Source organism: Sphingobacteriales bacterium (genome assembly GCA_016699615.1).
Classification (GTDB): Bacteria; Bacteroidota; Bacteroidia; order Chitinophagales; family JADIYW01; genus JADJSS01.
In genome coordinates, this window is sequence record CP064984.1 from 206312 (window position 1) to 220744 (window position 14433).

Consider the following 14433-nt stretch of genomic DNA (forward strand, 5'->3'; position numbering starts at 1 on the left):
CAAGATACAAAAAAGTTATGAGATTTTTAAATTAGATATCCACAAAAAATACCTTATTTTTCTATACTTTTAACATCTATTGGGTAAAAATAATCATGACAAAAAATGTCTTAAAAATTAACTAAATAAACTACTATTTACTTGCTATGGTTTAAAACTTTAATTTGCTAAATATTTTATTGTTTTTGACAAAATACTCGTACAAAATACTTTTGGGATATATGCCTACTTTATTGATAGCAGAGATTTTGTTTGTTTCAATAAAATTTTCGTTTGCCAGTCGTTTTTGGTCGTATGTTGCAATTTCATTTTTATATTCTTTAATTGCATTTAATATGGCTTTTGCTTCTTCTTTATTTCCTTTTATATATGCAACAAATGCTGCTAATCTATCTAAAAAGTTTCTTGAAAAATAAATTGTATTTAATTCCTTAGAACTTAGATTTTTTCTGAGCATAAATCTATTATTTCTAAAGTTTAAGAATGTTTTTCTTGGATTTGATTTATTTAAAGTGCCTCCACCAACATGATACACCACACTTTTATGCGCATACATTATTTTGTAGCCTAAGTTTTTTATACGCCAACACAAATCAATTTCTTCCATATGTGCAAAAAAATCGGCATCAAAACCACCTACACGATGAAATATATCTGCTCTGATAAAAAGACAGGCACCACTTGCCCAAAATATCTCAGAATTGTAATCATATTGTCCTTTGTCTTGCTCTACTGTATCAAATATTCTTCCTCTGCAAAATGGATAGCCAAATTTATCTATAAATCCGCCAGCAGCACCTGCGTACTCAAATTCTGATTTATTGTGATAAGCTAATAATTTGGGTTGCGCCGCAGCAACCTGTTCATCATCAAATATTGGCAATAAATTTTCTATCCAGTTTTTACATACTTCTACATCAGAATTTAACAAACAATATATATCTGCTTTTATATGTTTTAATGCCTCATTATAACCACCAGCATATCCTGTATTATTTTCATTCTGAATAATTGTTATTTGTGGGAATTTATTTTTTATAAAATCGATAGAATCATCAGTAGATGCATTGTCTGCAATTATTATTTCTGCCTCTGGATAAGTGGTATGCTGAATAACGTTTGGCAAGAACTTCTCTAGCCAATTCTTTCCATTATAATTTAATATTACAATTGCAACTTTCAAAATAGATAATGTACTAATATAGAAAATATTTTCAATTTTACTTGTGACTTATGCATATCTCAACATAGTTTTATTTTGATGGTAGTAGATGTTTTTAGAACGATACTTATTGTATTTACTTTTTTCTTGATAAAATATTTGCATTTACTTTCTTTGTCTTGATACAAGAATGTAATACTTACTTTTTTTCTTGATAAAAAAAGTAACAAAAAAATCAAGTTCAAGCTGAGGCACTTTGCCATGCTCTTGGCTTCAGCTCGAAAAATCTTACTTCTTTAAATCATCTTGTTGGTTTTGTTTGTGCTTGTTTAGTGTTTGTATTATAACATAAATATCTTGCTGTGTCTTTTTTGCACGATGATTTCAGCCGTTTCGATTTTTCTTCGCCACGTGCTAACGCTTGAACGTTCTTTATGCAAAACTTTCTTTACGCTCGACTCATATTTTCTTAACGCTATTTTTCTGATGCCAATTTCTTTTTCTTATATCAGAATATAATTTCAAGCGTTTCGATTATTATTCGTCACGTACTGACGCTTGAACGTTTTATAGCATAAATGCTGTAGAGGTTGTTTCGCTTGTTTTTTTGTTGTTAATATAAACACTCAATATTTTCTATTTTATCCACAATATTGTATATTGTATTTCTTATCGTTACTTTTGTACAATGAATATTGCAGAAAATATTAAAAAAATTAGAGTATCTAAAGGACTTAAACAAATTGAAGTTGCTAATTTTATTGGTGTAGATAAATCTGCATATAGTAAAATTGAAAAAGGGCTAAGAGCTATTACTATTGATGAACTTCAAAAAATGGCTCAGCTTTTTAATACTACAACTGACCAAATTATTAATTATGACGGTCAAATTCCTAAAGAAATATCTATTGAAGACAAGAACACAACAGAACAAATTAGACTAATTCAACAATTGGAAGAAGAAGATAAACAGACTGTTTTTAAAATTATTGATAAAATGCTCACAACTAAACGATTTAAAACTTTCTTTGAACAAAATTTACAAACAGCTAAATAATATCAATTATGAAAACTATTAATATTAAAGCATATACAGATGACAGTTCACAAATTGATGCACTAAAAGCATTTATGACTGCCCTTAAAATAAAATTTGAACTTACTAACGAAAAACCTTATAACCCTGAATTTGTAAACAAAATATTGGAAAGTAAAAAACAAGTTGCTGATGCTAAAGTTACTCGTGTAAAAAAAGAAGATTTAAATAAATTTCTTGGCATATAATGGGCTACCATCTAGATTTTTCTAAGCAGTCTATTGATGATATTGATTTATAAAAAATCTGGGAATATTGCTATCCTTAAAAAAATACATGCTTTGTTATTAGAACTTACTGAACATCCTTTTACTGGAACTGGAAAGCCAGAACCACTTAAATATGAACACGCTGGTTTATGGTCGCGTAGAATTAATAAAGAACATAGACTTGTTTACTCTGTTCAAGATGATACTGTTGTTATTGTTCTTTCTGCTAAAGGACATTACTAATATTTTACAAAACCTCATATTTTTTTTGTATTTATTTCAAGTATTTGCATTTACTTTCTTTGTCTTGATACAAGAGTGTAATACTTACTTTTTTTCTTGATAAAAAAAGTAACAAAAAAATCAAGTTCAAGCTGAGGCACTTTGCCATGCTCTTGGCTTCAGCTCGAAAAATCTTACTTCTTTAAATCATCTTGTTGGTTTTGTTTGTGCTTGTTTAGTGTTTGTATTATAACATAAATATCTTGCTGAGTCTTTTTTTGCACGATGATTTCAGTCGTTTCGTTTTTTCTTCGCCACGTGCTGACGCTTGAACGTTCTTTTATTTTATTCTTTATTTTCTTAACGCTATTTTTCTGATGCCATGATAGTCGACGGTCGACAGTCAGCTGAGTGTTGACGCTTGAACATTTTATAAATTTATTCTTGAAATTGCTTAATGTCATTGCCTTGAAAAAGGCAATCTTCTAATTCTAAGTAATAATGAGATTACCACTTTCGTGGTAATGACAATTTCTCTGCTATAATTTTAAACTTATTTCTTGATGAATTTTGTATTTACTTACTTTACCTTGGATAACACCTGTTTGAGGCGAGGAAGTTTTAACTGGTAGTACTACCAATTATAAAATTTTAAAAACGGATAGCATAAATGCAAGAACAGTACGCAAGCAATATAACCAACAACAATGTTGTATAGCTTAGATGCTGAATTGAAGCTATATTTTATAGCAAACAAATTAAAAAATTTAAACTATTTATTTTAACCACGAAGTACGCAAAGTTGGCACTGAAATAAGACAAATAAATTAGCGCATACCAATAATTTTATACAACAAAAAATACTAACATATAAATACTTGATTTTTATTTATGTACGGATAACCGAACACTTTATAGCATAAAAGCTGTAGAGGTTGCTGGGTTGTTTTTACGTTGGTTAAAAACCAACGTGGGCGTGAGTCCCTTATAAATTTTTTGCTGTCGGAATGTGATAAATATGGCAAACAAAAACCGCAAATTATTCCGTCAAATTTAGTGTTGAGTTCGTTGATATTTCGGCTGTCCATAATGGAAAAACTTGCGGTGGGGTTATTCTTTTTCGCAAGTTCAATCATATTTGGAGCAATGTCAATTCCAAAAATGTCAAAATCGGGTCTTTGTGATAAAAGATATTTTGTGATGTTCGCAGGTCCGCAACCAACTTCCAATATTTTTGAATTGTTTTTTTCAATGAATTACAGATAAAATCGTATGTTTCATTGTACAAATCCAAGTCCATAAATTTGTCTTGATATTGTGAAGCAACCTTGTTCCAAGTATCAAAAGTTTCTTGATATTTATCCATTTTCGACAAGTTTTTCTTTTACACTTGTGTTAGCCAACAACGTAATTCCAAGCCAAAAGCTCGGTGCAAGTGCTATTGCAGGTATCATAAACGGAAAATAATAATTTTGAAAACCTGTCTGCCTTTGTTGGTTTTTAACCAACAAACTACAAATTCTTCATAACGTCATTCAACTAATATAATATTTATTTTCTGGATTTATTACAAGTATTTGCATTTTCTTTCTTTGTCTTGATGGAATTGTTTAATGTCATTGCCTTGTAAAAGGCAATCTCCTAAATCTAAGTAATATGAGATTACCACTTTCGTGGTAATGACAATAACATTTCTATAATTTTAGACTTTATTTTCCTAACAACGTTTGCTTTTACGAAAAAACAACTTTTGTTTATTTATTAAATTACTTAGTCTTTCCTATTTTATGTCCGACTGTGGCATAGAATAACAAATACAAATAGCACGGAATCATAATACAATAGGCTAATTGTAGGTTTCCTATAATGGTAGAAAACTGTGCGTACAATGGTGGTAATACTGCACCACCTACGATGCCCATAATTAAAAATGCTGAGCCTATTTTTGTGAACTTTCCTAATTTCTCAATGGCTAATGGCCAAATTGCTGGCCACATTACTGAATTTGAAAAACCTAATAGCATAAAACATACAATTGCTGTGCTTCCTTTTGTGAACATAGATAATACTACCAAAATTATACTTAAAACTGTAAGAAACAGCATAGCTTTTTGCTGTGATATGAATTTTGGTATGGCTACAATATTAAATACATAGCCTGCCAATAATGCATAGCCTGTGTAGGTTGGGAAGTTTTTAGCCATATCTAGTTTATAACCTCTGCCTTTGTTGGTTTTTAACCAACAAACTACAAATTCCCATAACCTTCATTCAACTTCTGCCTTTGTTGGTTTTTAACCAACAAACTACAAAGCATATAATCATAGCTATCTACTGTATTTGTTGCTTCGTAAAATGCTTTTCTTTTATCATTTTCTTCTTTTGATGCACCCCAGTAAAACCACCCATAAGCCATTTGTCCCTCATGCGCTGTCTTTGTTGGTTTTTAACCAACAAACTACAAATTCCCATAACCTTCATTCAACTAATATAATATTTATTTTTTGTATTTGTATTACTTTCCTTCGTGCATCTTGATGTTTAGCATCCTTTTGGCAATTCGGTATAATCGCAAAGACTATCAATCAACTTTGCTGTTTCTGATGAAAGCCTCTCTTCTTTTTGTAAGTATTCTTCTAATTTCATCAATTATTTCTTTTTCCCTTGTTTGATGCTTCTTCTTTGCTTAATTGGATTTCTAATTGTTCAACAGTTGGTAACTGACTTTTAAATTTTTTAGGTAAAGCCTGTGTCAGTTTATATTCGCTAATGCCAATTGGTTTTTGAATATCACGCAAAGAATACTCGGCATCTATCTTGTCTTTATGCTTGCAAAGAATTAAGCCGATACTTGGATTATCCTGTTCGTGTTTAAGTTGACTGTCTATTGCCGAAAGATAGAAATTCAATTTGCCTGCATATTCGGGTTTGAATTTTCCCGATTTCAATTCAACCACAACGAAACAACGCAAGTGAAGATGATAAAAAAGCAAATCAATAAAATATTCGTTGTCGCTTACTGTGAGTGAATATTGTCTGCCCACAAACGCAAAACCTTTTCCCAACTCCAACAAAAATTGCGTAATGTGTTGCAGCATTGCATTTTCAATTTCCCGTTCCAACGCATCATCTTCTAAACCTAAAAAGTCAAAATTGTATGGATTTTTCAACGTTTCGGTTGCTAACTGCGATTGCAGTTGCGGTAATGTGTTTTGAAAATTGGTAATTGATTTTCCTTTTGCCTGATAGTATTTGTTTTTGATTGAAATTTCTAACTGCTCTCTGCTCCAACCGTTTTCTGCTGTTGCATTGCTGTAAAACAAAGCTTCTTTTGTGTTTTTAATTTTGGAAATAATAAGGCGGTTATGTCCCCACGGAATTTGTGCCACAGCTTGTGGCACAAATTCAAATACGGTGCTGTAAAATAAATACCATTGCCGAATGGCATATAAATTTCTTCTTGAAAAACCGTTGATGTCGGGAAAACTCAATTTTAAATCAGTTGATAACTGTTCCAAAACATTGTCGCCCCAATTCGCTTCTTGTTGTTTGTTTACAATGTCTTTTGCCAAATCCCAATACAATTCAATAAGTTGTGTGTTTACTGTTACGGCAGCCTTTAATTGAGCCGATTTTATTTTTCGCTTAATGGTTTCAAACCATTTATGATATTGTTTTGATTGTATTTCCTGTTGCTTTGGCATTATATCTATGTATTTACCTTGTCAATGCAAAGTTAGAAATTATTTATTTTGTTGAGCCTGAAAGGTCTGTCCTTTTTGTATGTTTTGGGTAGTAGGTTGACTTGGCTCTTCTTTCCTCCGTCTCCGACAGGTGTTATCACCTATCGCCTTATTTCCTTGTCTTTTATCCATGTTTTATACTTATTCATTTGTTATAAAACTCCATCTACTTTTATTTAACTTATACCAATCTCTGCCTTTGTTGGTTTTTATGCAACAAACTACAAATTTTCATAACCTTCATTCAACTAATATAATATTTATTTTTTGTATTTATTTCAAGTATTGGTATTTACTTTCTTTGTCTTGACACAAAGAAAGTAACAAAGAAAAATCAAGGCATCAGAAAAATCACGCTAAAAATATTCGTCTTCGCTAAAAGTTTTTAAACTTGTTCTGCTTCTCCAAAGCAGAACTTCAAACAGCAAAACTTTCTTTACGCTCGACGCTTATTTTCTTAACGCTATTTTTCTGATGCCGTTTGGTGGTTGGCAGTCGGCTGTTGACAGTCAGCTGAGTGCTGATGCTTGAACGTTTTATTACTTCTTTCTTGATAAAATTATTTAATGTCATTGCCTTGTAAAAGGCAATCTTCTAATTCTAAGTAATAATGAGATTACCACTTTCGTGGTAATGACAATAACATTTTTATAATTTTAGACTTTATTTTCCTAACACCGTTTGCTTTTACGAAAAAGCAACTTTTGTTTATTTATTAAATTACTTAGTCTTTCCTATTTTATGCCCGACTGTGGCATAGAATAACAAATACAAATAGCACGGAATCATAATACAATAGGCTAATTGTAGGTTTCCTATAATGGTAGAAAACTGTGCATACAATGGTGGCAATACTGCACCACCTACAATACCCATAATTAAAAATGCTGAGCCTATTTTTGTGAACCTTCCTAATTTCTCAATGGCTAATGGCCAAATTGCTGGCCACATTACTGAATTTGAAAAACCTAATAGCATAAAACATACAATTGCTGTACTTCCTTTTGTGAACATAGATAATACCACCAAAATTATACTTAAGACTGTAAGAAATAGCATAGCTTTTTGCTGTGATATGAATTTTGGTATGGCTACAATATTAAAAACATAGCCTGCCAATAACGCATAACCTGTGTAGGTTGGGAAGTTTTTAGCCATATCTAATTTATAACCTAAATGTTCGCCGAAACCAATAAATGTATCGTAACTAATAACTTCTACGCCAACATAGAAGAAAATAGCTAATGCACCTAACAATAGATATGGGAACTGCAATACTGAAGTTCGCTCATCTTTATGTTCTTTGTTTTGGTCTTCTACTTCTTCTGGTGGCTCTGGCATATTGATAAAATAAATAACAACTGCCAATACTAATAATGCTGATGCTATAACAATGTATGGCATCACCACTCTATTGGCTAAATTATCTAATAATGCTTCTTTATCATTTCCTGTAAGTACTAATAGATTAGCTTTGATTTCGTCTGCATTTTTGAGTGCAATGCCACCCAAAACGTATATGGCAAGAATGCCTGCAATTTTATTACAAATTCCCATTATAGAAATTCGTTGAGCTGCACTTTCTATTGGTCCAAGTATAGTAACAAAAGGATTAGATGCTGTTTGCAATAATGCTAATCCAGTACCAATGATGAATAATCCTGTTAAGAATAAGGTGTATGTTCTTGTTTGTGCAGCAGGAATAAATAGTGCTGCACCAATTGCCATTACCAATAAGCCGAGTGACATTCCTTTTTTAAATCCAGTAATTTTTAAGATATAAGATGATGGTATTGCCATAATAAAATAGGCAGCAAAAAATGCAGATGCAACAAAGTAAGATTGAGTATCGTTTAGTTCGCATGCAATTTTTAGGTAAGTAATTAGTGTACCATTTGCCCACGTAATAAATCCGAAAATGAAAAATAGAATTCCAATAATGCCAATTTGAAATATTACACTTTTATTGTTGTTATCGTTCATAATGATTTTTTATAATATCTCAAAGATATACGAAATTTCAGATAATTCTACCAAATAAAAATGAATATGATTATATTTGAGTAATTTTAGTATAATGAACAAAATAATTATAATATCTATTTTATTGCTACAAGCTATTGTGCTACAAGCACAAGGCACTTACATTCCTTTAGGTTCTCAAACATATCACTACATAGATAGATTTGAAATAAAAACTGGTTTAATTGAAGGTCTGCACTCATCCAACAAACCATATGATAGAAAAATGGTAATGGACTATATTGGAAAAGTAGATACTGGCGATATAGAAATAGAATTAACGAAAATGGATGAAAAAAACATCAACTATATCTATAAAGATAATTTTGAGTTTGACTTAGATGAAACTATTGAAAGAAGAGATAGAGCTATACTTGGCTTTATGTACAAACATCCAGCACATTTAATGAGTGTTGAGTTGCCACATTTCAAAGCGAGCATTGACCCAGCCGTGTATATTAGAATGGGTAATGATTTTAGTGAAAAGGATTTTAAAATTTTTAACTCCAAAGGATTTGAACTCAGAGGACAAATTGATAATTGGTTTGGTTTCTATGCGCAGTTTTTGTCTGAGCAAGGAAGATTTCCAAATTATATTGGAAATTATGTAAAAGAAAATAAAGTTGTGCCAAGAGCTGGATATTGGAAGGAATACAAAAATGGTGGTTTTGATTACTTTTTGGCAAAAGGTTATGTAACATTTACACCATCAAAACATATACATTTTCAATTTGGCTATGACAATAATTTTATTGGTGATGGTATTCGTTCTATGTTTTTGTCTGATTTTACAAATAACTATATGTTCTTTAAAATCAATACGAATGTTTGGAAATTTAATTATGAGAATATCTTTGCTGAGCTTACAAAATATTATGGTCATGGTGGTGATGGCTTGCTAGGAAAAAAATATATGGCGATGCACCATTTAAGTTTTAATGCTACAAGATGGCTGAACTTAGGAATTTTTGAATCTGTGGTATTTTCTAGAGAAAATCATTTTGAGCTACAATACTTAAATCCATTAATTTTTTATCGTTCTATAGAACAAGCATTGGGTTCGCCTGACAATGCATTCATTGGCTTTGATTTGAAAGCTAACTTTGCTAAACATTTCCAAATATATTCTCAATTGCTTTTGGATGAATTTAATTTCTCTAAAGAATTTTCTGTGCCTGGAAAAGGCAAATTCTATGGATTATTTCATCCAAATAAATGGTGGGGAAATAAGTTTGCTGCACAATTTGGTATAAAATATATTGATGCGTTTGGTGTAGACCATTTAGATATACAATTGGAAGGCAATGTGAGTAGACCATATACTTATAGTCATACTGATACTGTAACATCTTGGACACATTACAATCAACCATTAGCACATCCATTGGGTGCAAATTTTAAAGAAATTATTGCTGAAATAAAGTATCAGCCTATTCAACAATTGTTTTTATCTACTCGATTTATTTATAGTAAGGTAGGTGAAAGTACCAAAACAGAGAACTGGGGCAATAATCCAATTAGACCTTATAAATTTGTAAATGAATTTGGCAATTATATTGGACAAGGTGTGCAAGCAAAGCAATATTATGTAGATTTTTTAGCTACTTATGAGCCTTGGCATAATATCTTTATAGACTTAAACTATATCTACAGAAAGAAAAATAGTATAGATGATGCTAGAGATATGCAAACACATTTCTTTAATGTTGGCTTGCGATGGAGTTTGCCTTATCGTAGATATGAGTTTTAATTTTTTGATATGAAAACAGAAAATAAAAGTATAGAAGAACAACATATCAATAGACTGAGAAATAATTTAAAAAAGACAGATACCGAACGTTTTTTGATGACTACACAATTAATGAAAATTGGTATTATGCTAAAGCATGCAAAGGTTACACATCATCAAGATAAAAAAAATGATTAGTGGATATATTTGATGAAAATATATTATCATTTTGGAAAAATCTAAATAACAATAGTGTTAGATATATTATGATTGGTGGATTTGCAGTTAACTTACATGGCTTCAATAGAACTACAGCAGACATTGACATTTGGTTAGAAGATAATGCAACAAATAGATTAGCATTTGGGAAAGTAATGTATGAATATGGTTATGAAGATATCGATTGGATTACAGTAGACATTATTCCAGGTTGGACAAATTTTTATATTGGAAATAACATTTACATAGATGTTATTTTAGAAATGAAGGGACTTAATGAATATAGTTTTAGTGATTGTTTAAATATGGCATCTATTGCTAAAATATTTGATATTGATGTGCCTTTTTTGCACATAAATCAATTAATCAAAAACAAAAAAGAGACAAATAGACCAAAAGATAAAATTGATATTATAGAATTAGAAAATATTAAAAGAATAAGAACAGAAGAAAACTAACCTCTATAAATCTTCGTCTTGCTTTTTATCTTTTCTGAATCGTTTAAATTTATCGTAAGCAAAGAAGCAAACATATACTTTGTTGTTTATCTTCTTTTGGATAGAACGCCAATATTTTGCATCAAATAGCTCATCGTGTTCTGCTAAAAATATATCGCCCATTGGTCCATCTGGTGCCATAAATGATTTGAATTCTTCTGGAAAGACATCATTGATATCTGCTGAAACATCTATTTCTCCAAATCTTTCATCGTGCTCTGATGCTTGTGGTATTCTTCTAAATCTTAATTCTGTAACTTTTTGTATTTCATCATAGTCATAGAAAATTACTCTTCCGTGTCTTGTAACGCCAAAGTTTTTTAACAACAAATCTCCTGGGAAAATATTTGCTGCTGCTAATTCTTTGATACAATATCCATAATCTAAAATTGCTTTGTATTTATCTATATGGTTTGCCTCATTGAGATAAATATTTAGTGGTGTCATCTTTCTTTCTAGATATACGTGTTTTATAATTACTTTATCGCCTTTAAATTCTACTGTTTCCTTGCAATGTTCTGCAAAATCTTGTATTAATTCAAAACTAAATAATTTTCTTGGAAATTCTAAATGCTCGAATAAATGTGCGAACGCCATTCTTCCAACTCTATCGTTAAATTCTACTTCTTCGTATTTTTTTATTACTTGTTGTCGTGTAATATTTTTTGGTGGCTCAAACTTATCTTTGATTATTTTAAATACGAAATTATAATACTTTAATGTAAATACACACATAACCATACCTTTGATACCTGGCGCAATGATAAATTTATCATTATGATCTTCATTCATAGTATAGTTCATAAAATCACGATATAGAATAGTTTTTCCATGTCTATAATATCCAATGGAATCGTACAACTCTCCTACACCTTTGTATGGTAGTAATTTTTTTAGGTAATCAATTAATTGAGCTGGATATGGTGTATTGACCATGAATGATGCGCGTGTAAAACTAAATATTACACTGATGTCTGCTTGTGTGTGAATTACAGAATCTGCGTAAATGCCATTTTCTTCGTTGAGTAATGGAATTACAAATGGCATTTTCCATTTTCTATGCACAAATCTTCCTACAATAAATGCACCTCTGTTTCTGTAAAAAACATATTTTAATACTTCTATTCTTTCTAAGTATAAGTTTGATTTTTGATAGATAAAATTTGGTGCTAATTCTTCAAAAATATGATGTGCATCATTGTCTAAATTTTCGAAAGGCACATCAAATTTAAAATATTTAAGTAATTGTTTAATGGCTAAAACTGATAAGCTATTGGCTTGAATAGTATCATAGACTTCTTCATGCGCTTTTTCAACTGGTTTGTAATCTTCTCTATCAAAAAATTCTATATCGAAGTTGAAGCTTTTATCGTGAAAAATTTTTCTGGTAATTGAATTATAAAATGTTTCTGAGTTTAGCTTATATGGTTTTTTGATTATAATATCAGAATATACTTTTTTTATTTTTTTCCAAGTATCTATATTATATTTTCCGCTTTCAAAACAATCATCAACCAGTTTAATGCAAGATTTTACTGCTGCTGAATACAACATGTATCGTTCTTGCTGTTTATGAAATAATGTTTGATAATCTTTTGTTTCAAAAAGTTGTTTAGCAGATGAAGTAATTTCATTAAATTTAGCTAATAATTCATCATAAGTATTCGCAATTTGGTTTGCAACATTGTATATAGTATCTTCAGTAGTATTCATAAATGAAAAAAGTAGCCTCAATTTATAAAATTATAATTAGAATATTAGTTTTTGTGTCTATTATTTTATGTACAAATTTTGTATTTGCTAAAAATAATATTGTAATTAACGATGCTATTTTTAGTACTGAATTACAAGATGCCACATTGCAAAAGGATTTTCTGTATGATGATATTACTTATGATTATACTATAAAAAACAATACAGATAATACAAATTTTTACATTACAATAATCAATCCTATTATTGATTCAGTGCTAATCATTCATAATACTGATACATTTTTTTTTGGTGATAAGACTTTCCAAAAACATCAGAAAGTAAAACATTTGAATGATATTTATAGCTTTAAGATTGACAAAGATAGTAGCACAACAATCAGCGTTCTGCTTAAAAATCAGAAAGAGCACCTTGGTGTAAAGTTGATTTTGAGTAGTGAAAATAAGTTTCTAAAAATTGCCAATAGAGATAGTTTTATACTTGGCTTATTTATTGGCACATACTTTCTATATATTTTATTACTATTGTCTATGTATATATTTAGTAAAAATAAGTTTTTTAGTAAATATATGTTTATGAATATCATTACACTGTTGATATACATCTATTTTTCTGGACTCGGACGACATTATATTTGGTACAACAGTATTGGTGTACAAGTTATATTGCCTGCCATTTTATTTATGATTTATGCTGCACAACATGTAAATTTCTCTTATCAATTTTTCAATATTGGTACTGAGTATAAATACATAAAATTCATTATAAAAGCATATATCGTTTTTGTTATTATTTTCTCTATTTCACAGTTAGTAAAACTTACGTTTTTAGATTCGCTTGCTGTAAATTTTACAGTTTTTACTTATACAGTTTACAGTATATTTTTTGTGTACATAGCTATTGTTGTGTATTTATCTATCAATACTTATAAAATTACAAAGCGTGTAGAAGCACTTTGGGTTTTATCTGGTGGTGCGTTGCAAACTTTTTCTTGGTTGGTTTTCTACAATAATATTTACAACTCAATGGAGTCATTAAACTATGTATCAAACCTTAAGTTGTTTGAAAGCAACATATTTACATCTCAAATCAACACCATATTAATTACACTCGAAATACTTTTAATCACCATATTTATTACTTATAACTATAGAAATATCATCAAGCAAAATAACATATCATACAATAGATTGCATTTTTTACAAAACAGAAATTTAGAATCTTACAAAGACAGCATAAAACAAACAAGAAATGAAATCAACCAGTTTTTAGAGAAAAAGATATTGCAGGAAATAAAGCAAATTAAAATAAACTTTAAAGATTTTATTTTTTTTAAAGACATTAATAAACTAAACACAAGTGTTTTGAATAATATTGAATATGCTGAAAATGAATTAGCAAAAATTATGCATGATGACACAAGTGTAATAGAAAAAAATCAGTTTGGTAACATCATACATAATATCTTAAAAAAACTACCAGAAAATGTACAGCAAAATATAAAAATTGATACTGTTTTAGCTGAAAAATGTTTTAATGATAATTTTAATAATCACATTCAAAGAATTGTGGAAGAACTAATCAACAACTCATTAAAGCATTCTGAGTGCAAAGAAATTAACTTATCATGTAATATTGTGGACAATAACGTAGTAAAAATAATCATAAAAAATAAAATTAAAATCAATCAACAGTTAAGTATAAAAAAAGGATTGGGTTTGATAAATATTGAAAATAGATTGAATGAAATTGATGGACAAATGGAAATTGAAAACAAAGAAAATATTTGGACAAACATAATTTGCATTAAAACAAAGTAAT

At 29.7% G+C, this 14433-nt stretch carries 13 protein-coding genes and 1 pseudogene; 7 read left to right on the plus strand and 7 right to left on the minus strand.

Translation table 11 applies throughout. From position 1 onward, the window contains the following. Positions 1–151: 151 nt before the first annotated feature. Entirely contained in the window at positions 152–1183 is a 1032-nt protein-coding gene (locus tag IPK18_01090; protein ID QQR98164.1) for a glycosyltransferase family 2 protein, read from the minus strand. Between the two features lie 667 nt (positions 1184–1850). On the opposite strand from IPK18_01090, the gene IPK18_01095 reads away from it, so the two are divergent. The 3 genes from IPK18_01095 to IPK18_01105 are packed head-to-tail and all read left to right on the plus strand — an operon-like array spanning position 1851 to position 2710. Beyond that, positions 1851–2219, plus strand: a complete 369-nt coding sequence (locus IPK18_01095) for a helix-turn-helix transcriptional regulator (protein QQR98165.1) — start codon at positions 1851–1853, stop codon at positions 2217–2219. A gap of 8 nt (positions 2220–2227) precedes the next feature. Further along, the gene (locus IPK18_01100) at positions 2228–2446 is read left to right on the plus strand and encodes a hypothetical protein (GenBank protein QQR98166.1); all 219 of its coding nucleotides are present in this window, start codon (positions 2228–2230) and stop codon (positions 2444–2446) included. Between the two features lie 36 nt (positions 2447–2482). Beyond that, positions 2483–2710: a Txe/YoeB family addiction module toxin gene (locus IPK18_01105; GenBank protein ID QQR99274.1), complete on the plus strand. Its 228-nt coding sequence runs from the start codon at positions 2483–2485 to the stop codon at positions 2708–2710. Between the two features lie 842 nt (positions 2711–3552). Here IPK18_01105 and IPK18_01110 read toward each other — a convergent pair. The 5 genes and pseudogenes from IPK18_01110 to IPK18_01130 all read right to left on the minus strand — a co-directional run bounded on the left by IPK18_01110 (position 3553) and on the right by IPK18_01130 (position 8415). Beyond that, positions 3553–4055, minus strand: a pseudogene (locus IPK18_01110) (class I SAM-dependent methyltransferase). Positions 4056–4455: 400 nt separating this feature from the next. Next, the gene (locus tag IPK18_01115) at positions 4456–4893 is read right to left on the minus strand and encodes a hypothetical protein (GenBank protein ID QQR98167.1); all 438 of its coding nucleotides are present in this window, start codon (positions 4891–4893) and stop codon (positions 4456–4458) included. Between the two features lie 44 nt (positions 4894–4937). Continuing rightward, positions 4938–5105 carry a hypothetical protein gene (locus IPK18_01120; GenBank protein QQR98168.1) on the minus strand — a complete coding sequence of 56 codons (168 nt, stop codon included), beginning with the start codon at positions 5103–5105 and terminating at the stop codon, positions 4938–4940. 229 nt (positions 5106–5334) lie between these two features. Continuing rightward, on the minus strand, positions 5335–6393 hold the full coding sequence (locus tag IPK18_01125; protein ID QQR98169.1) for a DUF1016 family protein: 1059 nt from the start codon (positions 6391–6393) through the stop codon (positions 5335–5337). A gap of 759 nt (positions 6394–7152) precedes the next feature. Further along, a complete protein-coding gene (locus IPK18_01130) occupies positions 7153–8415 on the minus strand; it encodes a sugar MFS transporter (GenBank protein ID QQR98170.1) in 1263 nt (420 codons plus the stop codon). 94 nt (positions 8416–8509) lie between these two features. Here IPK18_01130 and IPK18_01135 point away from each other — a divergent pair, with 94 nt between their 5' ends. From IPK18_01135 to IPK18_01145, 3 genes are read left to right on the plus strand one after another with little or no spacing between them, the layout of a single operon-like run. Continuing rightward, on the plus strand, positions 8510–10204 hold the full coding sequence (locus IPK18_01135; GenBank protein QQR98171.1) for a hypothetical protein: 1695 nt from the start codon (positions 8510–8512) through the stop codon (positions 10202–10204). A 9-nt stretch (positions 10205–10213) separates the two neighbouring features. Then, complete coding sequence (locus tag IPK18_01140; protein QQR98172.1) at positions 10214–10381, plus strand: hypothetical protein; 168 nt, start codon at positions 10214–10216, stop codon at positions 10379–10381. After that, on the plus strand, positions 10381–10860 hold the full coding sequence (locus tag IPK18_01145) for a hypothetical protein (protein QQR98173.1): 480 nt from the start codon (positions 10381–10383) through the stop codon (positions 10858–10860). Before IPK18_01140 ends, IPK18_01145 begins: the two co-directional genes overlap by 1 nt. A gap of 3 nt (positions 10861–10863) precedes the next feature. On the opposite strand, the gene aceK is transcribed toward IPK18_01145, so the two are convergent. Continuing rightward, positions 10864–12612 carry a bifunctional isocitrate dehydrogenase kinase/phosphatase gene (gene aceK, locus IPK18_01150; protein QQR98174.1) on the minus strand — a complete coding sequence of 583 codons (1749 nt, stop codon included), beginning with the start codon at positions 12610–12612 and terminating at the stop codon, positions 10864–10866. Positions 12613–12614: 2 nt separating this feature from the next. On the opposite strand from aceK, the gene IPK18_01155 reads away from it, so the two are divergent. Beyond that, complete coding sequence (locus IPK18_01155) at positions 12615–14432, plus strand: hypothetical protein (GenBank protein QQR98175.1); 1818 nt, start codon at positions 12615–12617, stop codon at positions 14430–14432. Position 14433 lies beyond the last annotated feature (1 nt).

Bases quoted from the DNA above. Each gene is read 5' to 3' on its own strand.
- IPK18_01095 (QQR98165.1), top strand. From the start codon at position 1,851: ATGAATATTGCAGAAAATATTAAAAAAATTAGAGTATCTAAAGGACTT.
- IPK18_01100 (QQR98166.1), top strand. From the start codon at position 2,228: ATGAAAACTATTAATATTAAAGCATATACAGATGACAGTTCACAAATT.
- IPK18_01105 (QQR99274.1), top strand. From the start codon at position 2,483: ATGATATTGATTTATAAAAAATCTGGGAATATTGCTATCCTTAAAAAA.
- IPK18_01115 (QQR98167.1), bottom strand. From the start codon at position 4,893: ATGGCTAAAAACTTCCCAACCTACACAGGCTATGCATTATTGGCAGGC.
- IPK18_01120 (QQR98168.1), bottom strand. From the start codon at position 5,105: ATGGCTTATGGGTGGTTTTACTGGGGTGCATCAAAAGAAGAAAATGAT.
- IPK18_01125 (QQR98169.1), bottom strand. From the start codon at position 6,393: ATGCCAAAGCAACAGGAAATACAATCAAAACAATATCATAAATGGTTT.
- IPK18_01130 (QQR98170.1), bottom strand. From the start codon at position 8,415: ATGAACGATAACAACAATAAAAGTGTAATATTTCAAATTGGCATTATT.
- IPK18_01135 (QQR98171.1), top strand. From the start codon at position 8,510: ATGAACAAAATAATTATAATATCTATTTTATTGCTACAAGCTATTGTG.
- IPK18_01140 (QQR98172.1), top strand. From the start codon at position 10,214: ATGAAAACAGAAAATAAAAGTATAGAAGAACAACATATCAATAGACTG.
- aceK (QQR98174.1), bottom strand. From the start codon at position 12,612: ATGAATACTACTGAAGATACTATATACAATGTTGCAAACCAAATTGCG.
- IPK18_01155 (QQR98175.1), top strand. From the start codon at position 12,615: ATGAAAAAAGTAGCCTCAATTTATAAAATTATAATTAGAATATTAGTT.